22 protein-coding genes are annotated in these 21,419 nt (G+C 59.4%); 16 read left to right on the forward strand and 6 right to left on the reverse strand.

Annotated elements, in window-relative coordinates:
- Positions 1 to 291: 291 nt before the first annotated feature.
- From JIN78_RS12865 to JIN78_RS12910, 10 genes are all read left to right on the forward strand, one after another.
- On the forward strand, positions 292 to 885 hold the full coding sequence (locus tag JIN78_RS12865; protein WP_200392386.1) for a hypothetical protein: 594 nt from the start codon (positions 292 to 294) through the stop codon (positions 883 to 885).
- A gap of 9 nt (positions 886 to 894) precedes the next feature.
- Positions 895 to 1,782 carry an ABC transporter ATP-binding protein gene (locus JIN78_RS12870; RefSeq protein WP_200392387.1) on the forward strand — a complete coding sequence of 296 codons (888 nt, stop codon included), beginning with the start codon at positions 895 to 897 and terminating at the stop codon, positions 1,780 to 1,782.
- The gene (locus tag JIN78_RS12875; protein WP_200392388.1) at positions 1,779 to 2,627 is read left to right on the forward strand and encodes an ABC transporter permease; all 849 of its coding nucleotides are present in this window, start codon (positions 1,779 to 1,781) and stop codon (positions 2,625 to 2,627) included. Before JIN78_RS12870 ends, JIN78_RS12875 begins: the two co-directional genes overlap by 4 nt.
- Positions 2,628 to 2,703: 76 nt before the next feature.
- Positions 2,704 to 3,303 (forward strand): RNA polymerase sigma factor, encoded by a 600-nt coding sequence (locus JIN78_RS12880; protein ID WP_200392389.1) that lies wholly within the window; start codon positions 2,704 to 2,706, stop codon positions 3,301 to 3,303.
- A 101-nt stretch (positions 3,304 to 3,404) separates the two neighbouring features.
- On the forward strand, positions 3,405 to 3,617 hold the full coding sequence (locus tag JIN78_RS12885) for a hypothetical protein (RefSeq protein WP_200392390.1): 213 nt from the start codon (positions 3,405 to 3,407) through the stop codon (positions 3,615 to 3,617).
- A gap of 12 nt (positions 3,618 to 3,629) precedes the next feature.
- The gene (gene ccsA / locus JIN78_RS12890; protein ID WP_200392391.1) at positions 3,630 to 4,397 is read left to right on the forward strand and encodes a cytochrome c biogenesis protein CcsA; all 768 of its coding nucleotides are present in this window, start codon (positions 3,630 to 3,632) and stop codon (positions 4,395 to 4,397) included.
- Positions 4,398 to 4,407: 10 nt separating this feature from the next.
- Positions 4,408 to 5,412 (forward strand): glutamyl-tRNA reductase, encoded by a 1,005-nt coding sequence (hemA, locus tag JIN78_RS12895; protein WP_200392392.1) that lies wholly within the window; start codon positions 4,408 to 4,410, stop codon positions 5,410 to 5,412.
- Positions 5,413 to 5,454: 42 nt separating this feature from the next.
- Positions 5,455 to 5,811, forward strand: a complete 357-nt coding sequence (gene nrtS / locus JIN78_RS12900) for a nitrate/nitrite transporter NrtS (RefSeq protein WP_200392393.1) — start codon at positions 5,455 to 5,457, stop codon at positions 5,809 to 5,811.
- A 342-nt stretch (positions 5,812 to 6,153) separates the two neighbouring features.
- Entirely contained in the window at positions 6,154 to 7,821 is a 1,668-nt protein-coding gene (locus JIN78_RS12905; RefSeq protein ID WP_200392394.1) for a PEP-CTERM sorting domain-containing protein, read from the forward strand.
- Positions 7,822 to 7,939: 118 nt separating this feature from the next.
- Positions 7,940 to 9,439 (forward strand): tryptophan 7-halogenase, encoded by a 1,500-nt coding sequence (locus tag JIN78_RS12910; RefSeq protein WP_200392395.1) that lies wholly within the window; start codon positions 7,940 to 7,942, stop codon positions 9,437 to 9,439.
- 108 nt (positions 9,440 to 9,547) lie between these two features.
- Here JIN78_RS12910 and JIN78_RS12915 read toward each other — a convergent pair whose 3' ends face one another.
- The 4 genes from JIN78_RS12915 to JIN78_RS12930 form a co-directional block, all read right to left on the reverse strand.
- Entirely contained in the window at positions 9,548 to 10,105 is a 558-nt protein-coding gene (locus JIN78_RS12915) for a hypothetical protein (RefSeq protein ID WP_200392396.1), read from the reverse strand.
- A 500-nt stretch (positions 10,106 to 10,605) separates the two neighbouring features.
- A complete protein-coding gene (locus JIN78_RS12920) occupies positions 10,606 to 11,181 on the reverse strand; it encodes a methyltransferase domain-containing protein (RefSeq protein WP_200392397.1) in 576 nt (191 codons plus the stop codon).
- Complete coding sequence (locus JIN78_RS12925) at positions 11,178 to 12,284, reverse strand: hypothetical protein (RefSeq protein WP_200392398.1); 1,107 nt, start codon at positions 12,282 to 12,284, stop codon at positions 11,178 to 11,180. The genes JIN78_RS12920 and JIN78_RS12925 overlap by 4 nt, the downstream gene beginning before the upstream one ends.
- Complete coding sequence (locus tag JIN78_RS12930; RefSeq protein ID WP_200392399.1) at positions 12,281 to 12,937, reverse strand: hypothetical protein; 657 nt, start codon at positions 12,935 to 12,937, stop codon at positions 12,281 to 12,283. Before JIN78_RS12930 ends, JIN78_RS12925 begins: the two co-directional genes overlap by 4 nt.
- 107 nt (positions 12,938 to 13,044) lie before the next feature.
- Between JIN78_RS12930 and JIN78_RS12935 the strand changes: the two genes are divergently transcribed.
- The 6 genes from JIN78_RS12935 to JIN78_RS12960 all read left to right on the forward strand — a co-directional run bounded on the left by JIN78_RS12935 (position 13,045) and on the right by JIN78_RS12960 (position 19,257).
- Positions 13,045 to 13,905 carry a DMT family transporter gene (locus JIN78_RS12935; RefSeq protein WP_200392400.1) on the forward strand — a complete coding sequence of 287 codons (861 nt, stop codon included), beginning with the start codon at positions 13,045 to 13,047 and terminating at the stop codon, positions 13,903 to 13,905.
- A 19-nt stretch (positions 13,906 to 13,924) separates the two neighbouring features.
- Positions 13,925 to 15,073, forward strand: a complete 1,149-nt coding sequence (gene thiH / locus JIN78_RS12940) for a 2-iminoacetate synthase ThiH (RefSeq protein ID WP_200392401.1) — start codon at positions 13,925 to 13,927, stop codon at positions 15,071 to 15,073.
- Positions 15,074 to 15,077: 4 nt separating this feature from the next.
- Positions 15,078 to 15,275, forward strand: coding sequence for a sulfur carrier protein ThiS (gene thiS / locus JIN78_RS12945; protein ID WP_200392402.1), 198 nt, complete (start codon positions 15,078 to 15,080; stop codon positions 15,273 to 15,275).
- A gap of 92 nt (positions 15,276 to 15,367) precedes the next feature.
- Positions 15,368 to 16,213, forward strand: a complete 846-nt coding sequence (locus JIN78_RS12950; RefSeq protein WP_200392403.1) for an Fpg/Nei family DNA glycosylase — start codon at positions 15,368 to 15,370, stop codon at positions 16,211 to 16,213.
- Positions 16,214 to 16,303: 90 nt separating this feature from the next.
- A complete protein-coding gene (locus JIN78_RS12955; protein WP_200392404.1) occupies positions 16,304 to 16,921 on the forward strand; it encodes a PEP-CTERM sorting domain-containing protein in 618 nt (205 codons plus the stop codon).
- A gap of 122 nt (positions 16,922 to 17,043) precedes the next feature.
- Positions 17,044 to 19,257: a tetratricopeptide repeat protein gene (locus JIN78_RS12960; RefSeq protein WP_200392405.1), complete on the forward strand. Its 2,214-nt coding sequence runs from the start codon at positions 17,044 to 17,046 to the stop codon at positions 19,255 to 19,257.
- 5 nt (positions 19,258 to 19,262) lie between these two features.
- On the opposite strand, the gene JIN78_RS12965 is transcribed toward JIN78_RS12960, so the two are convergent.
- Positions 19,263 to 20,321 (reverse strand): CAP domain-containing protein, encoded by a 1,059-nt coding sequence (locus tag JIN78_RS12965; protein WP_200392406.1) that lies wholly within the window; start codon positions 20,319 to 20,321, stop codon positions 19,263 to 19,265.
- Positions 20,322 to 20,510: 189 nt separating this feature from the next.
- Positions 20,511 to 21,395, reverse strand: a complete 885-nt coding sequence (locus JIN78_RS12970) for a sugar nucleotidyltransferase (protein ID WP_200392407.1) — start codon at positions 21,393 to 21,395, stop codon at positions 20,511 to 20,513.
- Between the last annotated feature and the right edge of the window lie 24 nt (positions 21,396 to 21,419).

Consider the following 21,419-nt stretch of genomic DNA (forward strand, 5'->3'; position numbering starts at 1 on the left):
AAAAAAACTCCGCGCACCTCCGCGACTCTGTGTCTCTGCGTCAAAAAAACCCCAACCTCGTCACAGAGACGCTGAGACACCGAGTTCCACAGAGCCCAGTCCTTCCAAAAAATCTCTGCGCACCTCCGCGACTCTGTGTCTCTGCGTCAAGACCCCCCCAACCTCGTCACAGAGACGCCGAGTCCCTGAAACACTGAAACACTGAAACACTGAAACACTGAAACACTGAAACACCGGCAACCTTCCCTTCTCTCCAGTTGCACACCCAGCCCTCGCAGCTAAGCTCCCTTCGTGAATCGCTGGTTCCTCATCGCCAAAGTATCTGCCGGGCTTCTGGTCCTTTGGTTGGGCATTTTCTGGGTCCGGACCCTGCTCGCGCCCCACATTCCTTCGGCAGAGCGCGTGGCAGAGCTGGTGGAGAAGTCTGACCTCACGACTGCCAGTCCTCAAGAACGACAAAAATCCCTGCAGCAGATTGCCGAGGTGGTCAATGGTCTCGATCTCGATGCTCAGGAAAAAGCCCGCGCCACCTTGGAGGCCTTCTTCACCCAACTCAATGGTGCCGAGCGCGAACAATTCGTCGCCCTGACCGCTGAGTCCTTCACCCGCTTCTTTGAGGCCCTCGATTCCCTCACCCCGCAGGCCCGGCGGGAATTCATCGAACGCGGCTTCCGCGAGCTGCAGAAGGACGATGCCGGGGGCCGGCTGGAACGACTCCTCGCCCGCGATCCGGAAATTATGCAACGCATCACCGAAGAAGGGATGCGAGCTTACTTTCAAGACGCGAGCCCGGAAACCAAGATGTCGCTCGCTCCCTTTCTCAAGGCCACCAGCGAGGTGATGGAAGGCACGCGAGCCCAACCTTTTGGAGGAAACCGCCCGTAGAGAGACGCCATGTTGGAGATCGAAGGCTTGAAAAAATCATTCGCGGGCAAACCGGCTTTGCGGGGAGTCGATTTCTCGGTGGCGCGCGGGGAAATCTTCGGCCTCCTCGGTCACAATGGCGCGGGCAAAAGCACCACCTTGGGAGCGCTCCTGGGCATGGTCACTCCCGATGCCGGCGAGACCCGGATCGACGGCATCCCGGTGCAACGGAACCGCGCCCAGGCCCTCGCCAAGGTGGGAGCCATCTTCGAGAGTCCCGGCTTCTACGACTACCTGAGTGGCTATCAGAATCTCAAGCTCCTGACCGGCTACTCCGGGGGAGTTTCCCGCGCGGCTCTGGACGAAGTGGTCGCCCGGGTGGAGCTGGACGACCGCATTCACTCCAAGGTGGGAACCTATTCCCACGGCATGCGCCAGCGCCTCGCCCTCGCCCAAGCGCTCTTGCCCGAGCCCGAGGTCCTCCTCCTCGACGAGCCCACCGACGGACTCGACCCGGAAGGCATCAAATGGTTCCGCGACTTCATCCTCAATCTCCGCGCGGAACGGGGCATGACCGTCCTTTTCAACAGCCACCTGCTGGCGGAAGTGGAGCAAATGTGCGATCGGGTCGTCATTCTGCAAGAAGGGCGGAAAGTATTTGAAGGCAGTGGTGCCGACCTCGAAGAAGACGAACTGATCCTGCATCTCGACCTCGAGCCCGCCGAACTGCGCTCCGCGCTTGCCGCCCAGTTCGGGGGCCGGGCCGCCGGAGAGCAACTGCTCCTGCCCAAGAACACCGACATCCCCGCCCTGGTCACCGCTGCGGTGGAAAAAGGCGGCCGGGTGCGCGAAGTGCGCCGGGTGCGCCGTTCCCTGGAGGACCTTTACTTGCAATTCTCACGCAAAGTCTCGCGATGATCTTTCTCAGCCAGCTCCGGGGCGAACTCGGCAAACTCTTCTCCCGCCGCCGCACCTACGTCGGTTACGCGGTCTTCCTCGTCTTCGAGCTCATCCTCCTCATCACCTTCCAAATCGATGCCCTCCGCAATGGGCAGGAGGAATTCATGGAGCAAAACGGCCTCTCCGCCGAGAAATACTTCAGCTCGCTCACTGTGACCTTCATGGTGATGTCCTTCAGCCTTTTCCTGCTGGGGTCGATTTACTTCGCTCTCGTGGCGGGCGACATCGTGGCCAAGGAGGTGGAGGACGGCAACATGCGCATGGTGCTGGCCCGCCCGGTCTCGCGAGTGCGCATTCTCCTGCTCAAATTTCTCTCCATCTGTCTCTACACCATCACTTTCGTCCTCTTTGTCGGGGCCACCGGCTACGGCATGGCCCTCCTCGCGCTGGGTCCCGAAGGCGGTCTGATGGCCTTCAGCCCCAAGATGGGCCTCTTCGCGGTCTATCCCGACTGGAGGCCGGCCATGCTGCGCCTGGTGGTGGCCGCTCTCCTCATCGGGGTGAGCATGTGCACCATCTCGGCAGTGGGCTTCTTTTTCTCCTGTCTCAAGATGAAGCCCGCCACCGCCACCATCATGGCCCTCAGCGTTCTTTTTCTGGACATGGTCTTGCAGGAATTCCCCATCTTCAAACCCCACGAAGAGAGCTTCATCACCTACAAAATGAGCACCTGGCTCTACGCCTTCGAGAATGATTTCCCCTGGGCCAAGCTGGCGGACAACTTCCTCGTTCTGGGTGGGCTCGACCTCAGCCTCTTCGCACTGGCTTGCCTGGTTTTCCAACTGCGCGACTTCAAAACCTGAAGCCACTCGAAATCGACCGCAACTTCCCCCTCGCCGGGTGGTTCCATATCACCTATCGATGATGGCCAGAGCCCCAATGACCGAATCGCCCCCTGATCCCGAAGCTGAGAACGCGCGCGACGTCGAACTGATGCTCGCGGTGCAGGCCACGGGCGATCACGAGGCCTTCCGCGAGCTCATCGAGCGCCACCAGAATGCGGTCATCGGCACGGTGGCCAAGATGCTCGGCAACGCCAACGAAGCCGAAGACATCGCCCAGCAGGTCTTCCTGCGTTTGTGGAAAGCCCGCCAGCGCTACCAGCCCAGCGCCAAGTTCACCACCTTTCTCTACACCATCACGCGCAACCTTGTTTTTAACGAAACCCGGCGCAAGTCCCGTCGCAAGGAATCCTCCCTCGACCAGCAAAAGGACGAACACGATCTGGAGCTACCGGCCAATCCCAACCAACGCCCCGACCGCGAGCAGGAGAACGCCGAGCTGCGGGCCGCCATCGACCAGGCCATCGAGCAATTACCAGAAAAACAGCGCCTTGCGGTCGTTCTGCGGCGTTACCAGAACCTCCCTTATGAGGAAATCGCGGAGGTGCTCGACCTCACCGTTTCGGCAGTGAAATCCCAGCTCTTTCGCGCCCGCACCACCCTGCGGGAGTCCTTGGCCAGCTATCTGGAGCATTGACCACCAGCGAAAAGTCGGCTCCGTCGTGAAAGGCGGCCCCGGGCGGATTCGTCTAGTTGCCTTGTCGGCCCGGGCGTGCTAGCGTCCGCGCCCGCTGGATCATGAAGCGCCTCACTTTTCCATTTGCCCTCTCTACCCTCTGCTGCACCAGCCTGACCAGTTGTTCCCTGCTCCTGGACTCCGTCTTTTCCTCTGGGAGGGAAGAGGCCGCCCTCGAACGCCGGGCCAAGCAGTATGAAAAGGATGGCAAATCCAAAAGGGAGGCCAGTCGTCACGCCTTCTACGATTCCGTCGGCTTCCCCACCGGATACTAAGCCCTTTTCCCTATGATCGAACGCTGGCTCCTCGCTCTCGCCACCGCTTTCGCCGCCTTTGCCGCGGTCAATGCCTGGCGCGCCCTCCTTCACGGCCACCGCAGCCACTGGACCCTTCCCTTGCTCGGCCTGACCTTCGTCATCCAGCTCATGGCCCTGGGCATTCGGGGAGAAATGCGCGGAGCCTGCCCTCTCTCCGATCCCGGCGAAATCCTCGCTTTTCTCTCCTGGTCACTGGTCCTCTTCTACCTCCTCGTCGGGCCCGCCTACCGCCTCTCCTTGCTCGGACTCTTCACCGCCCCGGTGGTCGTCCTGCTCCATCTCATCGCCCTGCTCCCCGGCATGATGTCGCTCCAGCCCGAGCGCGTGCTGGGCACGGATCCCTGGCGCGAGACCCATGCCGCGCTCTCCGTCCTCTCCTTCGGCTCCCTCACCCTGTCCGCCGTCTCCGGCTGCATGTTTCTCATTCTCGACAAACTCCTCAAGGACAAGAAATTATCAGGAAATCTCTTCAACAACCTTCCTTCGGTGCACAATCTCATCGACTCCACCAAGCGGCTTCTTCTGGTGGGAGTGCTCATCCTCACCGTCGGCATCGTGGCCGGCTTCGCCACCCCGGGGCTCGGCTTTAACAAGCACCTGATCATCGCCTCCGTGGTTTGGCTGGCCTACCTCGTCCTCGTCGCCCTGGCCTACTTCCGCGGCCTCCCGCCCCACCGTCTCGCCCTTTCCTCCGTGGTCTTCTTCCTCCTCTCTCTCCCGGCTTTTGGACTCATCTAATTCCATTCTGATGAAACTTTTCTGCCTGGGCCTCAATCACGAGACCGCGCCGGTCGAATTGCGCGAGAAGGTCTCCATTTCCAACACTCATCTGGGAGAGGAGTCTTCCGCCCTCGCCCAACATGCCGCCATCGCGGAGGGAGTGGTCATCTCCACCTGCAACCGCACCGAGTTCTACCTCGCCGCCGAATCCCGCGAAGCCGCCGCCAGCGCCCTTGCCGACCACCTGCAGAGCCACTTCGGCCTCGCTGTCGACGAGCATTTCTACGAAAAGAACGCCCGCGAGGCCGCCGTCCATCTCTGCCGCGTGGTCAGCGGCCTGGACTCCATGGTGCTCGGCGAAACCGAGATTTTCGGCCAGGTCAAAAAGGCCTACGCCGCCGCCCTTGACGCCGGAGTCACTGGCGGGGTGCTCAACCGCCTTTTCCAGCGGGCCTTCTCCGTGGGCAAAAAAGTGCGCAATTCCACCGGCATCCAGGAGGGGCAAACCTCCGTCGGCAGTGTGGCCGTGGACTTGGCGGAAAAAATCTTCGGCCACCTCAAGGAGTCTCAGGTGATGGTCATTGGAGCGGGCGAGATGTCGCGCACCACCGCCCAGTCTCTTCTCTCCCGCGGCGCACAGAGCATGTTCGTCACCAATCGCTCCTACGACAAAGCGGTCGAGCTGGCCAAGGACATGGGCGGCTCCGCCATCCGCTTCGACGACTGGGAAGACTCCCTCACCCGCGTGGATATCATCATCTCCTCCACCGGCGCTCCTCACCACGTCATTCGCCCCGAGCATATTGAGAAAGTCCGCCGGAAGCGCAAATTCCGCCCCCTCCTGATGGTGGACATCGCCGTCCCTCGCGACATCGACCCGGAAGTGGGCGAAATCGACGAAGTTTACCTCTACGATGTCGACGGCTTGCAGGTTCTCGCTGCCGAGGCCCGCAAACGACGCCAAGAGCAAATCCGCCTTTGCGAAGCGATCATCGAAGAAGAACTGGCCAAGTCGCACTTGCCGGGTTTGTAATGCACTTGTCGCAAGACCATCCCGACAAACCGACCCCCAGCCATGCTCCTCTTCCTCCGCCTCGCCTCCGACCCGGCCATCCTCAAGCGTGCCTTCGTCCTCGCCCTACTGGTGGGAACCATCCTCAACCTCATCAATCAAGGCGAAGCCATGCTCGCCGGTGCCTGGGGCGACATCGCCTGGACCAAATTTCTCCTCACCTACTGCGTGCCCTTTTGCGTGAGCACCTACTCCGCCACCAGCGCCAAGATTCGCTTCGACCCCGGCACCCGCGCCTACCTCGCCACTCGCCTGAAATGCGTGAACTGTGGCGTCACCGAAATCGCGGTGGAAGAGGGTGACCTCATTCCCCCCTGCCCCCACTGCCAGGAAAAGACCGATTTTCGCAAAGCCAGCTAACACCTCCACCCTCGCTGCGGGTTCGGTAGCGAATCAGTTTCCACATCGCTCTTACTCAGGTCTTATCGAATCATTCTCCTCCCACCCGAATCAGAGCAGCAGAATAGCCGCGGCTTCGTCCTACGACGCCTCCCCGGCCCTTGCTCACCCTCTCTTCACCCGGTCCGAAAAGCCCTCCTAATTTGTCGGGTTCACACAAGCCCACTGTCTGATTTCTGTTATCAATCTGGTAATCATGGAGAAGAAACCACCTTCTTCCTGAAAACGATTGGTTAACCAAATTCCCAGCTAAACGCACGGGATTTTAATCCAAAAACCCAGATGAAACCAAAATTCAATCACATGTCGCCACTCAGAGGGAAACGCTCCCTCTCCCGGTTCTTGCCAACCCTCATCACCCCCTTTGCCATGAGCCCAGTGATGGCCCAGACCAACTGGACAGGAACAAACAGTAGCGATCCCACCGATGCCGGGAACTGGTCGGCTGGAGTTCCGGTCCCCGCTGACGATGGGACCAACACCACCATGTTCGTCACCGATACCAGTGTCAACCAGCCGACCATCGCAAGTGATATCTCCTCTGACTGGGACATCGTGGTCGGGAATGATAGTGGCTTCACTTCCGTCCTGAACCAAACCGCTGGCACCCTCGCTACCGGCAACAACAACTGGATGTTCGTCGGGCAAAACGGTGGTGCGGGCACTTATAATCTCAACGGGAGCGGCAACCTCTCGGCTGGCAAACTACACATCAGCTCATGGGGCGGTGGCGGTGGCACTGGCGAAGTAAACGTCAACACTTCGGGAACTTTGACCACCTACAGCGACGCCGCCTTCTCCAACGCTACTCTCAGTAACCCCAGTATCATGGTGGGCGAAAACAATGGCAACGGCACGTTGAATCTCCTGAACGGCACCATTGATGCCAGCTCCAAGGTGACCTTCGGAGCCTCCGGAAATTCGACTGGCAACCTGAATATCAGTGGTGGCAACTTCGACATCGAGACCGAACTGTGGTTGGGCCATTTTGGAGGAGGCAACGCCATCCAGAATGGTGGCTCAATCAGTACCGGAGGTTGGTTTGTCCTTGGACGAAATTCCGGCAGCAATGGCAATTTCACCCTCAACGAGGGCACCGTCAACGCAGCCACGGGAAATGGCCATGCCACGGTAGGAGCGATCGGCACTGCTCAGGGCTCTCTCACCATCAATGGCGGGACTTTCAATACCGGCACTCCGGGCTCCCATGCCGCTGATCTCATCATTGGCGAAAGTGGAACGGGCTCCCTCACCATGACAGGCGGGAACGCCAATATCAGCGGAGGACTGCGCATTGCGGCAGCGGGCGGAAGCACCGGAACGGTCAACCTCGATGGAGGGGTGCTCGCAATCACGGACGGCACCATCGAAACGGGAGGAACGGGAACTCTGAATTTCAATGGGGGCACCTTGAGCCTGACCGACACCGGAGGGGCTTTATCGAAAATCGGCACGGGAAATCTCACCGTAACAGGCACAGCCGGAGGGACAAGTGGCGCGATCAGCTCCTTCACGGTAGCCGCCGGAGGGCTCTATCTCGCAGACAACTTGGAGACCACCAGTCTCACCATCGCCGCCGATGCGATATTGGGAGCAGCTGATTCTGCTGCTGAAATCTCGGGAAATCTCCACTTTGACAGTGGCGGACTCCTCGATCTCACGAACGGAATTCTCACCCTCGCCAGCGGAAGCTCTCTCACTTTCGGGGGATTCAGTCTGAGCGACATCCTGGGTGATGATCCCCTGACGGCGATGGCGGGAACCTACACCCTGATCGAGGGCGATTTTCTTTTGGACAGCACGAACTTGGAAAACTTTGGAGAAGAAAACGCCTTTCTTCGCGAGGACGGCATGAAGGTGTGGTTTCACGAAGGAAGTCTCGGCTATACCGTTGCCCCTATTCCGGAGCCTTCCACCCTGCTCTTAGGTGGTATGAGCCTCCTCGCTTTGCTCGGTTGGCGAAAGCGGTGAACGGGACTCATTGAACGAGCTCTCTTCATTCCAAAAGCCCGCCAGAGAATTTCTCTGGGCGGGTTTTTCTTCTGCCAGCTTGCCAAGCCCGGCACACTTTTTCACACTCAATAAACCCATGATCAACGATCTCATCGTCCTCGGCTCCGGCAGTGCGGGACTGCTCGCCGCCCTTTCTTTCCGTCGCAAAATCCCACAAATCAACGTCCGCATCGTCCGTGATCCCAGTCTTGGAGTGATCGGCGTGGGCGAAGGGACGACTCCGAACTTCCCACAGCACCTCTTCGATTACCTCGGCATCTCCCGCAAAGACTTCTACGCCCGGGCCGAGCCCACCTGGAAACTCGGGATCCACTTCAAGTGGGGGCCCCGCGGGAGCTTCAACTACACCTTCAGCCCCCAACTCGATGCCAAACTGCCCACCCTCCCCATGCCCAACGGCTTTTTCTGTGAAGACCGCTTCGAGAATATTGACCTCGCCTCCGCCCTGATGAGCCGGGGAAAAGCCTTTCCTGCCCAAGCCAATGGCTGTCCCGATGTGCAACCGTGGCACGCTTTCCATATCGAGAATGAAAAATTCGTCTCCGTGCTCGAGGAAATCGCCGCCGAAGCGGGAGTGGAGTTCGTCGACGGCCGGGTGGAGGGCGTGGAGCGGGGCGAAAAGGGAATCACCGCCATCCATCTGGAAGACGGGCGCACCCTACAGGCCGACTTTTATCTCGATTGCAGCGGATTCCGCAGTGAACTGCTGGGTAAGGCTTTGGAGGAACCCTTCATCGACTTCAAGAAGACCCTCTTCTGCGACCGGGCCGTGGTAGGCGGCTGGGAGCGCACCACCGAGCCCATTCTGCCCTACACCACCTCCGAGCAGATGAGCACAGGCTGGAGCTGGCAGATCGAGCACGAACACCTCATCAACCGGGGCTACGTCTATTGCTCCGACATGATTTCGGACGAAGAGGCGGCCGCCGAGTTCCAGGCCAAAAACCCCAAGGTTCCCGATTCCCCGCGGGTAGTGAAGTTTCGCAGCGGCTGCCACCAACGCATGTGGGTGGACAATGTCGTCGCCATCGGCAATGCGGGTGGCTTCGTCGAGCCCCTGGAGGCCACCGCCCTCATGATCGTCTGTTCCCACATCAAGACTCTGGTGGACTTTTTCCAACACACCCGGCTGGAGCCCACCCCCTCCATGCGCGACCTCTACAATCGCGTCACCCAAGAGACTTGGTTCGACATCCGCGACTTCCTCGGCCTCCACTACCAGCCCAACACCTCACTGGACACTCCCTTCTGGCAACGCTGCCGCGAAGAAACGGACCTCTCCGGCATCGCCGAGTTGCTCGCCTTCTACCGCGAGAATGGCCCTACCGGATTCTGCCGCTACAGCCTGAAGTCTACCCAAAATGACTTTGGCTTGGAGGGCTACCTCGTCATGCTCCTTGGCAACCGGGTGCCTCATCACAAACCTTACCACCCGACCGAAGAGGAATGGAGACATTGGAAAACCCATCTGGCGACCAATGAGGCCAAAGCCCGCAGCGGCCTGACGGTGGCCGAGGCCCTCGCCTACGTCCGCGATCCCCGCTGGCAATGGCACGGCGAACCGACCGCAGGCTAGCGGCAAGAGACCCCAACCCCACTCCAGTTCTCTTCTGGCCTTTTGGGACTTCATTCCTCGCGGTAATGAGGTCCTGAGAGCCAAGGGGACGCCTTGTGCGAGGGTCGGTCAGTTGACCCGCGCTTTCTCCACTTCTTTTTGAGGCATGGCATCCCTTGAGAACTGCCAGCTACTCGGCCCCCAGCCATCGTCAGAGTCCAGCGACTTCTCAAAGCGCGCGATGCTCTCCCGCGCCTCTTCCGCAGTGGCACACACCTGCACCCGGCGTCGGCGCAAGGGATTGGCCAGCCCCACTTTGTTGGCGACCTGAATGTATTCACAAAGGGAATAGCCCGACCGATTCTGCCAGGCTATCACCCATATACGCTCAATTGCTTTATCTTTCTTCTTCGACTGCAAAATAATCCCCCGATCAGTGGTCACTGATTTCAGATGTAATTTGCGCGAATAAACTTTTCCAAAAATATCGACCTTACCACTCAGGCGTCGATATCTAGCAGTGACTTGTAAAGTAGAGATTTCCAGTTTTCGTGGAAGTATTTTCATTATCCTTGGTCTGATGCGCCGGGGACGCGCAAGGTGCGTGTTGTTCAGTAGCCATTTGGGATCATCAGTTGGCGGGCCAAGCGCTGCTCTTTTCGAAAAAAACACAAATTTTTCCGCCATTTATGGGACCTGGCGCCGCCTCGAGCCCTTAAAAACCTAAAAAAGGAATCCCAAGTCAAGACTTTGCATCCATCAATTTCGCTCATGAACATCTAGCATTCTAAGAAACACTTTGAGCAATGTTAGAATAAACCTTTTTCCTCAAAACGCCTATCAAACAAATCTCACAACCCTCCCCTCTCCCTCACAAATATTCGCATTTTGAAACCTCCATTTTCAGCCCGACACCAACCCTCCTCTGGCCGAATACGCCCCAGAAAGAACCCCAGACAAGAACGCCCGAGCTTCCCGTTCTTACACATTTTCACCCCATCTTCTCATTCAAAAACCAATCCCTCCCGGAAACCCATTCTGCAAGAAAAGAGAAGGCCCTGCAGGAGGAATGGCCCACCCGCCTCGAGAGAGAACAAACCGCAGAGTGATATACTAGAATATTAGTATCACAGAACCTGACAAATGGTAACCTCGCCCGGAGGAGGAAATGAGCCAACGGGAAAATACTACACTCGCCGTAGTATACGGACCCACTCCCGGCCTTCCCGCCCGGGGTAGGCCAGCTTGGGCTCCCATTCCGCCAGCAGTTCGAAGTCTTTGCCGAAGAGGCGGTCGAGTTCGGGCAGGGTGCAACCATAGGGCGGACCATGGTCATGGTCTGGATTGAGGAAGAAGATGGCCACTAGGTGCCCTCCGGGCTGCAACCACTCGGCAGCGGCAGCGGCGTAGCGGGGACGGTCTTCCGGTTCAATGGCGCAGAAGCAGGTGTGCTCAAAAATGGCGGAAACCGACTGGGGATGGGGTTGGAAGAAGTCAGCGCGCACAAAAGCGGGGTTCTTCCCCTCGGTGCGAGCCTTGGCACCAGCGATGGCTTGCTCGGCCAAATCAATGCCCACCACTTCCTTGCCCTGAGCCGCGATCCAACGGGCATCATGGCCAAAGCCACAGCCCGGCACCAGAACGGGCCCCGCTCCCCACACCACCCGGCTGGCCCGGGCCGCAATCTCCTTTAGCGGAGGGGCCGGCGAGCCCTTCTCCCAGGGAGTATCGCCGTCTTCATAGCGCTCATTCCAATTGGTCATCGCGTTTCCCTCGCACGACTGGCCAGCTTGCGCAAGTAGTCCGGTTCCTGATCGTCCTTTTGCAAGGAAGGCGGCAGGGTGGCATCGCGAAACTGAATGACCGCCCCCACCCCGGCACCATAGGGCGCCGCCAATTGCGGCTCCACCTCGATTTCAGGAAAAAGGTAGACCTTTTTCCGCTGGTTCGCGCGATACCCGGCAACAAGCGCGCCAAGCACCACCAGGACCGAGGCTGCAGTCACCCCCGCCATCACTTGCACCTCGCGGGTGAGGGCTTCCTCCGGCCCTTTTTCCTCGGCATCGACGACCGTCAGTTCTCCAGAGGCCTCGGCAAGAAGGTCCGCCCCCGACATCTCTGCCAACTTTTGCTCCATTCCGTAGAGCCGGATGGAAAGCCCGGTGGAGAAGTTTTCCAGCTGCGATGCCGGATCACTCTTCAACTGGGCTTGTTGCTTGGCATAGATGAGCGCCCCCTTCACCGCATTGGGATTGATAACAGTATAGACCTGCGGACTCATCACCAGAGTGGATCGGCCGGGATCCTCAAGGTAGTAGTAGACGAGGGCACTCAGCCCATTCCCCCGCAGGAAATGGCGCTTGAAAATGGTCTCCATCTCTCCCTCCGGAGGCACATGCTGCTTTTTATCAAAGAGATAAATGTAAAGATCGATGCGGGAATCGCCGGCGTGGTAATCCAGAAATGCTTGCCGGTCCTTTTGCTCCTGCATGGAAAGCATGCCCTGGGGATCGACCAAATAGCTGGCGGGACGACCCGCAAAGTAGGCGGAGAGAAACTCTTCCCCAATCTCCACCGGGTAGTCGGTCCCAGCTGGGAACTCGAATTCCACCTCCGGCTCAGGCAGGGGCTCGAAGAGCTCCGCCGAGTCCACCCCTTCGATGGTTTCTTCAAAAAGAGCCGTTCCCAACGAGAGTTCGCCCTCGCGAATCATCTCCAGCTCTTCAGGGGTCCAGCTCGGCAAGTCCGGCCAAGCGAAGGGGAGCTCCCCTTCCCCAGCAGAGGGGACGGGTTCTTGCCCGGCCAGCAGACCCCACCGCAAAGCGACGGTCCCGACGACGAGAAGGGAAATGCGGCCGCTGCTCATGGCTCCCTCACCTCCGTTGCCGCTCTCCGCAGACGGAGAAGTTCACTCAGTCCCCGCTCCGGCTTGAGCGGCGTAGCCTGCTCAAGGGAGGTCTCCTGAAAAGCGGCCGGATTCTTGGCTGCCCGTTTGCTTTGCCGCACCAAGATAGCCTCCAAGCGCTGCAAAACCATCTCGATTCCACGTAAATACTGGCCTTGCAGAAAAAGCGGGTGCCCACAGGAAAGGGCCGCAAAGGTGTCCTTCTCCTTCAAAAAAGGCTGCAAACCATAGCCATAACTCAATCCCGCCGACTTCCCCGCCACATCGAGAGTCAGAAGAATCCCTCCCGCGTTGGAACGGGTCTTCTCCACATCGACGAATTCACCCCGATTGAGCAGCCAGAAGCCAAATTGACGGAGATGGGAGGCCTCCTCGAAAGCCCCCAGGTAGACCGCGAAAAAGAGCTGGGGAAAGCGGTTCTCAAAATCATTCATCAGGAGGCGCATGCGTTTGCGTTCCTTGGCCCGCAGCGCCCCGGCGGCATCACAGAGCGCGGCTACCCGCACCTGCCCCCCACCAAAAAGCTGGTCCACCTCGGCAATCACAAAGCCGCAATGGGGACAACTCTCCGCCGCGCGGTGAATCCGTTGAACACATCTGGGGCACTTCGTCATGATCGGGGGAAGAATGGGATGGGGGGATGAGAAAAGACTAGTGCCCCTTGCCCGGAAAGGTCAAAAGCGGAGCCCGTCACCGTCACCTGCAGCAGTCCTGCCAAATTTTGTCCCGCTTCCTCCAGCTCAATTTTCTCGTTTTGCTTTGGAGCCTCACCGGAGTGCTCGGCGAATACCTTTCTCTCGCCACCCCGGCCCTCGTCTTCTGGCGCACCGCCCTGGCCTCGCTAGTCTTCTACTTCTACTGCCGCCTGCGGAATCCCGCTCTGCTGCGCCTGTGTCCCCCCTTGCGGTGGACCGCTCTTTTTTCAGGGCTTCTCCTCGGCATTCACTGGCTCTGCTTCTTCGGCGCCATCGCCGTCTCCAACGTCTCGCTGGGGCTGGCGGGCTTCGCCGCGACCTCGCTTTTCACCGCCCTCCTGGAGCCCTGCTGGGAAAAACGGCGGCCCGACTCCCGCCAGCTCGGTCTCGCTCTTCTCGTCGCTCTCGGCATCGTGTGTCTGGCAGGGGCCGAGACCGACGTCCCCCATGCCCACCTCGGCTTGGTCATCGCCCTGGTCGGAGCCTTCCTCGCCGCCCTTTACAGCCTCTTTAGCAAAAAACTGGTCGTCGCGGCGGTCCCCGGCCCCACCCTCATGCTGTTCCAAATGCCTGCCGCCAATGCCGCCGCCCTGGTCGCGATTGCGCTCGTCCCCGGCTTTTCCTTTGAGCTCCCGCAAAAAAGTGACTGGCTACCCTTGCTCATTCTCGCCATCGCCTGCACCTTTGGGGCCTACCTCTGGTATGCCCGCCTCCTGCGAGATCTCAGCGCCTACACCATCAACCTTGCCGTTAACTTCGAGCCCGTCTACGGAATCCTTCTCGCCGCGATCCTTTTTGCCGAACACGAGTCGCTCACCCCGCTCTTCTACCTCGGCACCCTGGTCATCGTGAGCGCCAATGTGCTGCACGCCCGCCAGCCACAGTAAGCCAGCCCTTTCTTTCACCATGTCCTTTGTCCCAGTCTTCAACGAACTTCCCGAAAAGAAGTCCCCGCTCCTGCGGCGCTTCGAGAACTTGATCGCGCCCGCCAACGACTCCCAATTGGAGTCCCTCGCCCGCCAGTCCGCGCAAATCACCCGGCGCAACTTTGGCAAAACCATCCGCCTCTTCGCCCCCCTCTACGTCTCCAACGAGTGCATCAACAACTGCTCGTATTGCGGCTTCTCGCGCGACAATCCCATCCTGCGCACCACCCTGACCCCCGAGCAAGTGATGCAGGAGGCCCGGCACCTCCACGCCCAGGGCTTCCGCAATCTCCTCCTCGTCGCGGGCGAGCATCCCAAGTTCGTCTCCGAAGGCTACTTGCAAGAGATCGTCCGTCAACTCGCCCCCCTCTTCCCCGCCATCGGCATCGAGGTCGGTCCCATGGAGGACCACCAATACGCCGAATTGGTCAAAGCCGGCGCAGAGAGCCTCATCGTCTACCAGGAGAGCTACCATCGCGAGACCTACACCACACTCCACACCGCCGGGCCCAAGAAGAACTTCGACTGGCGCTTGGAATGCCCCGAGCGCGCCTACCGGGGCGGCTTCCGCCGCATCGGCATCGGGGCCCTCTTCGGCCTGGCCGACTGGCGGCATGAGGCCCTCTCCCTCGCCGCCCACCTCGAATACCTGCACAAGCATTGCTGGAAGGCCCAGTTCACCGTGGCCTTCCCCCGCATGAGACCCTACGCGGGCAACTACCAATACACCCCCGATCCCAACCGCTATCTCACCGACCGCCAGCTCGTGCAGGTCATCGCCGCCGTGCGCCTCTGCTTCCCCACCACCGGCATCGTGGTCTCCACCCGTGAGCCCGCCCCGCTGCGCGACAACCTCATGCCCCTCGGACCCACCCACATGTCGGCCGGCAGCGCCACCGACCCCGGGGGCTACACCGGAGCCGGTTGCAACGATCTCCACCGCACCCGCAAAGGCCGCCGCATCGAGATCGAGGAAGACGAAAAGCCCATCGCCACCCGGGCCACCGAGCAATTCACCATCGACGACCACCGCAGTCCGGCAGAATTCGCCCAAGCCGTCGCCGCCCGGGGCCTGGAACCCGTTTGGAAAGACTGGGACGAAGCCATCCTCGCCAACACCACCGCCTGACCCCATGACCATTATCTTGAACGGAGAAGCAACCGAGACCACCGCCTCCACCGTCACCGCCCTCCTCCGCGAACTCGGCCTTGCCGAAAAGCCGGTCGTCGTGGAGCACAATCAAACCGCCCTTCTCAAAGCCGAACACACTGAGACCTCCTTGCAGGAAGGCGACCGATTGGAGGTGATCACCCTGGCCGCAGGGGGGTGAGGTTTGAGTTGAGAGTTTAAAGTGATGAAAGTTGAAAAAGCAGAGGAATTGGCAGCAATCAAGCCCTTGCCCGCAGTCTAGCCGCTACCTTCATGCCTGAACTCGCAGAAGTGGAATTGGCCCGGCGAATCTGGGAACCGGGGAAGGGAAAAATCGTTATCGCGGTCGAAACCCACCCGCAGACCCGGGTCTTTCGCGACACCCCGGCCACCGCCATCGAGGAAGCCCTCATCGGTTCCACCCTGCAGGAGAGCCACACCCACGGTAAACGACTGCTTTTCACTTTTGCCAAAGGAGCCAACAACTTTCCGCTCGAAATCCACCTCGGCATGTCGGGGCGGCTGGCCATTGCTTCTCCCGATCACGTCACTCACAAGCACGATCATCTCCTTTTCCGACTGCCCGACCTCACTCTCATTTTCAACGACTACCGCCAATTCGGCCGCGCTTATCTGCACGCTGGGAACGACCCTTGGGCCTCCCTTCCTCCGGAGATTCTTTCCCGCCGCTTCACCCTCAGCCACGTCGAGGGACTCCTGCAAAAACGCGCCCGCACCAGCCTGAAGGCTCTCCTTCTCGACCAGAACGCTTTTCCCGGAATCGGCAATTGGATGGCCGACGAAATTTGCTGGCGTATGGGCCTGCATCCAGCCTGCCCGACCGCGACGGTCAGTCCCGAATCGCTGCGCAAAGAAACCCGCTTCGTAACACGCGGAGCGCTCAAACATGTCGCCGACAAGAACGAGGGCCTCCTGCGCGATGCCACCAAGGGATTCGCCGCCGGAGGCTATGTCTCACAGGTTCCGCCCAAAAGTTGGCTCTTCCAACACCGCTGGCAGAAGGGCGGCCACTGCCCCCGCTGTGAAAGCGAGCTGGCTCGCGACACCATCGCCACCCGCACCACCGCCTGGTGCCCGCGCTGTCAGCCCGTTCCCTAAAGTCCGTCCGAGAGCTGACTTTTTACCCGCTGACCACATTTCGCAATTGCCTTCCTTCGAGAAAATTGACTATTTTACGAATTGATTATTATGAAAATCAGAAAAAACCTCTCCCTTGGAAGCCTGCTTGGCTTTTTCTGGGCCACCTCCGCCGCCCCTGGCGCGACCACTCTGGTGAGCGCAAACCGCTACGCCGTTAACGAAGGAGTCGCCTTCACCCTCGCAAACAGTGGAGCCAGCGATTTCCTTTTTTCCTGGACCGATAGCAGCGGGACAACGAGCGGCACCGCCGATCCTTATCTCATCCTCACCGTGGGTCAAACCTACACCTTCCAGCGCACCAGCAGCGCCCATCCCTTTCTTATCCTCACAACCAATCTGGCGGTAGATGTCTCGGGAGGGGACGGCTTTTTCAGCCGCACGGCTGCCAGCGACGAATCGAGCGAAATCGACCCCCATATCCTGAGAGTGGCCACTTTGGGCAGTGCGGCGAATGATCCGGACAACTTTCGCGCTGACCCCGGCCCCACGACCGACCTCATCACCTGGACTCCGACCATGGCCGAAGTCGGGGATTACTTTTACACTTGCCAGGTGCCCGGGCACAGCGGCATGACTGGCGGCCTCACGGTCGTTCCAGAGCCAAGTTCGATCGGACTCTTAGCAAGCTGTCTCACCTTCTTAACTTTCCGCCGCCGTCGATGCTAGCTACCACCGCCCAAGTCGCCTTTTCGGGGGAAGGAGAGAGTCCCGCTCGATGGTTTTTAGTCTGATAAGCAAAAGATATTTGCAGTCTTGCCAAACTACCCCACAACCGCTTGGCTGCTGGTATGAAATGGAAAGCGTTCGCTCCCCTGCTGGCCGTCCCCGTCCTTTTGCTCAGCAACTGCCGTCAGGGCATTCGCCACGAACAAGCCCTGCTCATTGAGGAAGAGTTCAATCGCAGCCGCCAAGCCCTCCCCGCGGCTCAAACTGCCGAGGAATGGTTGACGCGCTATGAGGCGGACTTGAAGAATCCCTGGAACTTGAAGTGGGAATATCTCTACGCCGAACTCCCTCCTCAGGGCCAGTGGCAGGCGCTCATTCCTGCGATTCCGGAGAAAGCCCGCGAGGCCAAACGCAATCCTCATTTTCATTCCACATCCGACTTTGAGAAGTTGGGCTCTCTCTTCTCAGCCTTGCTCACCGGCGATGCCAATCTCAGCGAAAAACTTAGCCGCGAATTGATCGAAAAGGCCGATTACTCTGATTGGCAAAAGGAAGAACGGGTCGCGCTCATTCTCGCCCTCAGTCGCGATCCGGCGGAAGGACTGCAATGGCTTGAAGAGAAAAAACCCGATCTCCTGGCAACCGAAGACGACCGGACCACTTATAGCAGTCAATCGAAAAAGGACCCTTGGGATATCGCACTGGCCGAGGGCGATTTGCAGAAAGGAATTGCCCTCCTCTTTGAGCAAGACAAGAAGACCAACAGCCGGAGGGACCGCTTGAGCGCACTCAATCAATTGATCCGGATTGGTCGCGTCCTCGACGACGAACGCCTGATGAGCCGGGCTGCCGACCGCGTCGAACAAGTCTTGCAAGCGAAGGAGGATGAAGACGAGTTTGGCAGCCTTTCTTTCTATCAGCTTGCTCCTTGGATCCGCGTCCAGGCAGAACGCGAGAAGTGGGCCGCCTTGGCTGAATTCGTTGCCTCCCAAAAAAATGAGGAACGTTATTATCGCGAGACCGATCTCGACGGCTTGAGACTTCTCATCACCTATCATCAGGAAGGGGCCGAGGCCTTTCTCAAGCAGCTCCAAGAAGCTCTCTCGGAGGCGAAGCTTACCGATTATTTGTCCATCCTCTCTTACCACCTCACCCCCGAGCTGAGGGTCGACAAGCTCGCCATCTCCCACCTGCGGGAAAATGGCGAAGAGGAGCAGGCCAAGCATCTCTCCCTCTACCTCCTCGCTTCCGAGGCAGGAAAAGACATTTACTACGAGCAGCTCAAATCCCTCGACCCGGCACTCTTCGCCGAGTTTTTACCAAAGCTACTGGCCTACGATCCCTTCGAAGAACGCCCCCTCATCTGGCAGGCGGAGCTCGCCTTGGAAGCAAACGAGCTGGAGAAAGCCAAGGACCTCATCGATCGCGCCATTGCCCTCGATCCCTCCGATGGCGACCAAGGGAAAGAGAGCCGCATGAAGTGCTATCACGTGCTGGCCCGTATCTTGGAAAAACAAGGCGACCAGGAGCAGGCCGATTTCTTCTTCGACGTGGTGAAGTCCATCCGGGAGGGCGAAGCTGCCGACGACTTTCTCTACGCGGGTCTCATCTCCGAGGCCACCACCCGCTATCAAGCCGCCTTGGGTCGCTTCAACGACGCCTACTGTTTGCAATCGCGCCTGGCCATGACTCTGGCCCGCAATGGCAAGTTCGAGGAGGCCATTCCCCATTTTGAGAAAGCCTTCGAGCTCATGCCCGTCAGCTTCGGTCCCCGGGAGAGCCACTGCTTGGGCTGCGAAGGCATCTTCAATGACGAACGGGTGCAGGAAATCGCCGAGCGAATTCTCGCCGAATTTGCCAAAAACAATCCAGACAATCCGCGGGCCCCTTACCTCCTGGGCATGGTGATGGAAGAGATGAACAAGCCGGAGGGGGCCATCGCCGCCTACGAGACCGCCCTCAAGCTGGACCCCGACTATTACAACTGCGCGCAGAAGCTCTTGGGCCTTCTGGAGAAGGAACCCAAGCACTTTCAGAAAGCCAGCGAGGTGCGCCAGAAACTGACAGCCATCGCTCCCTACTCCCAACTGGGTCGGGTCTTTGCCCATCGCAGCGACCTGAGCCAGGCTTGGCAGGATGCCGGTGAGGTGGGCCCTTGCCCGCTGGAGCTTCCGGCACGGCCCTACCCCCAGGAAGAAAAAGAACCCGCCCAATTTTCACCGGATTCAGTCTCCTACTACTCCGTCTGGGAGGCAGCCCACGCCCTCAATGGCTGGAGTCGGGAAGAACTCCTACGCGGCAACAATCTTCTTCAGACCCTCGGGCAATTCTATTGAGAGACCTACTTTCGCCCGGTCATCATCGTCCAGTGCGACCCCACCGGCCCCACCCCCAGTTCGTTGGGGCCGCTGTCTGAGGCTCCCGCAAACATGATGAAACGGTGCCCGTCGGAGGCAAACCACGCATTGTAGGCGGATTGGGGTGAGGACGAACCCATAAAAATGTTCTCCCCGCTCCAGCCTCCTTGATACTTGGCCAAACGAGCCCGATCCCCCGGCGTTTTTTTGCCCTCCACCGGCGACTGGTGGGCGAAAAAACCATGGTCCTTCATATCCTGGGAATGCCCGCTCGATGCCGCCGAAAGCCTCTCCTCCAGCTGAAGCGGACGCAATCCCAGGATCGCCCGCTCCGTATTGAGGATGTGGGCAAACTGCTTTTGCGAAGCGCTGGCCCAAGCCATTTCCTCGTTCGCCCGATAAACCTTCTCCAATCGTTCGGCAGCCGAGAGAAACTCTTGCCGCGCTTTGCGAAAAGCCAGAAACTGCTCGCCATCATAGGTCTCCGCAAGAGCCTCCTCCTGGCGCTCCTCTGCCGGGCTGTCATCCGGCTCAAAGACCTCCCCCTCGCGGTGGCTTTCCACCCGTTCCAGCTCATCGCCCAACTCCACAATAGCTGCCGCCACCTCCGCTACGCGGCTCTCCAACCCTGACAAATCCTTTGCCGCCAACCGGGACGCCCGTTCGCGCAAGCGATCGATATCTTCCACCTCATTGCGCAACATTTTCACCTTCGAAGAATCCTTCTTATAGTCGGTGCGAATCAGCTTCATCACCCGCTCCCGCTCCTCCGCCAATTGGGTGAGCTGGGGAGCAAGTTCCTGGAAAAGATTGTCACGACCGGCACCCAGAACCTGGGAAAGCCGCTTCTCGTGATGGGTTTTGGCAGCATAGAGAGCGGTTTGAAACTTTGGCAGCGCACTTTCATCCAGCAATTGCAGCGTGCTGTAGGCCGCTTGCCGACGCTCCGGGTCCTCGGACTTCATCCACTCCAAAGCCTTCCGAAACACCGCCGTCGGGATCTCCGCAGCTTCTTGCCCTTGGACCGGAAGCAATAAAGTCAAGAAAAGGAAAAGTGACAAGAAACGCATCGAAAGCTTGTGGCAAAAGTGAAGGGAAAGGTCAACGATTCAAAAACTGTCGACCGCATCAGTAGGGCTCTCGTCCACTCGGAAAGATCGGTGAGCGTTCAATGAATGGAGTCGGTAGGGCTCGACGGCCCGCCGCGCCGTCACTTTCCATCGCCCGCGTGGTCAGAGTCGAGGCCCCGGTGAATTCGGAATGAGACTCTGCAGGTAGACCCGGCGCTGCGGGTTGTGTTGCTGACCTGCCAAGCTGGCCAGCTCTTCGTCACTGAGCCAACCTTCCCGCCAGGCGATCTCCTCCAGACACGCCAGTTCATAGCCATTGCGGTGAGTCAGGGTAGCGACGAAATTCCCCGCTTTCAGCAGCCCCTCGGGGGTGCCGGCATCGAGCCAGACGAAGCCACGCCCCAGACGCCGGCACTGCAACTGTCCTGCGCAAAGGTAATGCCCAAGAAGCTCACAAATTTCGGTCTCGCCTCGACTCGAGGGCCGAAGTGCTCCCGCTTTGGCCACCACCGTAGGGTCAAAAAAGTAAACTCCCGGGAGAGCGAGGTCGCTGCGAGGCTGGGACGGTTTTTCCTCCAGCGAAAGAACCCTTCCCTCCTCGTCCAACTCCACGATGCCGAATTTTTCGGGCTCTCGGGTCGGGATAGCAAAGGCGGTGGCCCCCGCAACCAACCCCACCGCGTCCCGCAAGGGGTCGAGATTGCCAAAGAACAAGTTGTCGCCGAGAATAAAAAGGCACCCCTCGCCCGCCAGCCAATCGGCCGCGATCACCAAGCCATCGGGCACCCCCGTAGGGCGTTCCTGCACCGCATAAGAGATGCTCATTCCCAAGGAAGAGCCGTCCCCGAGAAGACGCTGATAGCTGGCCAGCCACTCCGGCGCAGTGACCACGAGGACCTGCCGGATGCCACAGCGCATGACCACCGAGAGAGGGTAGAAAATCATCGGCTTGTCATAGACGGGCAGCAGTTGTTTGGAGATCACACGGGTGAGGGGATCGAGACGGGTGCCCTTTCCCCCGGCCAAGACGACAGCCTTCCGGATCATGAGCCCATGATAGAGAGAGGGGGC

It is taken from the genome of Roseibacillus ishigakijimensis, assembly GCF_016595415.1.
Lineage (GTDB): Bacteria > Verrucomicrobiota > Verrucomicrobiia > Verrucomicrobiales > Akkermansiaceae > Roseibacillus > Roseibacillus ishigakijimensis.

Coding starts and splice junctions, on each gene's coding strand:
- JIN78_RS12870 (WP_200392387.1), top strand. CDS start 895: ATGTTGGAGATCGAAGGCTTGAAAAAATCATTCGCGGGCAAACCGGCT.
- JIN78_RS12875 (WP_200392388.1), top strand. CDS start 1,779: ATGATCTTTCTCAGCCAGCTCCGGGGCGAACTCGGCAAACTCTTCTCC.
- JIN78_RS12880 (WP_200392389.1), top strand. CDS start 2,704: ATGACCGAATCGCCCCCTGATCCCGAAGCTGAGAACGCGCGCGACGTC.
- JIN78_RS12885 (WP_200392390.1), top strand. CDS start 3,405: ATGAAGCGCCTCACTTTTCCATTTGCCCTCTCTACCCTCTGCTGCACC.
- ccsA (WP_200392391.1), top strand. CDS start 3,630: ATGATCGAACGCTGGCTCCTCGCTCTCGCCACCGCTTTCGCCGCCTTT.
- hemA (WP_200392392.1), top strand. CDS start 4,408: ATGAAACTTTTCTGCCTGGGCCTCAATCACGAGACCGCGCCGGTCGAA.
- nrtS (WP_200392393.1), top strand. CDS start 5,455: ATGCTCCTCTTCCTCCGCCTCGCCTCCGACCCGGCCATCCTCAAGCGT.
- JIN78_RS12905 (WP_200392394.1), top strand. CDS start 6,154: ATGTCGCCACTCAGAGGGAAACGCTCCCTCTCCCGGTTCTTGCCAACC.
- JIN78_RS12910 (WP_200392395.1), top strand. CDS start 7,940: ATGATCAACGATCTCATCGTCCTCGGCTCCGGCAGTGCGGGACTGCTC.
- JIN78_RS12915 (WP_200392396.1), bottom strand. CDS start 10,105: ATGGCGGAAAAATTTGTGTTTTTTTCGAAAAGAGCAGCGCTTGGCCCG.
- JIN78_RS12920 (WP_200392397.1), bottom strand. CDS start 11,181: ATGACCAATTGGAATGAGCGCTATGAAGACGGCGATACTCCCTGGGAG.
- JIN78_RS12925 (WP_200392398.1), bottom strand. CDS start 12,284: ATGAGCAGCGGCCGCATTTCCCTTCTCGTCGTCGGGACCGTCGCTTTG.
- JIN78_RS12930 (WP_200392399.1), bottom strand. CDS start 12,937: ATGACGAAGTGCCCCAGATGTGTTCAACGGATTCACCGCGCGGCGGAG.
- thiH (WP_200392401.1), top strand. CDS start 13,925: ATGTCCTTTGTCCCAGTCTTCAACGAACTTCCCGAAAAGAAGTCCCCG.
- thiS (WP_200392402.1), top strand. CDS start 15,078: ATGACCATTATCTTGAACGGAGAAGCAACCGAGACCACCGCCTCCACC.
- JIN78_RS12950 (WP_200392403.1), top strand. CDS start 15,368: ATGCCTGAACTCGCAGAAGTGGAATTGGCCCGGCGAATCTGGGAACCG.
- JIN78_RS12955 (WP_200392404.1), top strand. CDS start 16,304: ATGAAAATCAGAAAAAACCTCTCCCTTGGAAGCCTGCTTGGCTTTTTC.
- JIN78_RS12960 (WP_200392405.1), top strand. CDS start 17,044: ATGAAATGGAAAGCGTTCGCTCCCCTGCTGGCCGTCCCCGTCCTTTTG.
- JIN78_RS12970 (WP_200392407.1), bottom strand. CDS start 21,395: ATGATCCGGAAGGCTGTCGTCTTGGCCGGGGGAAAGGGCACCCGTCTC.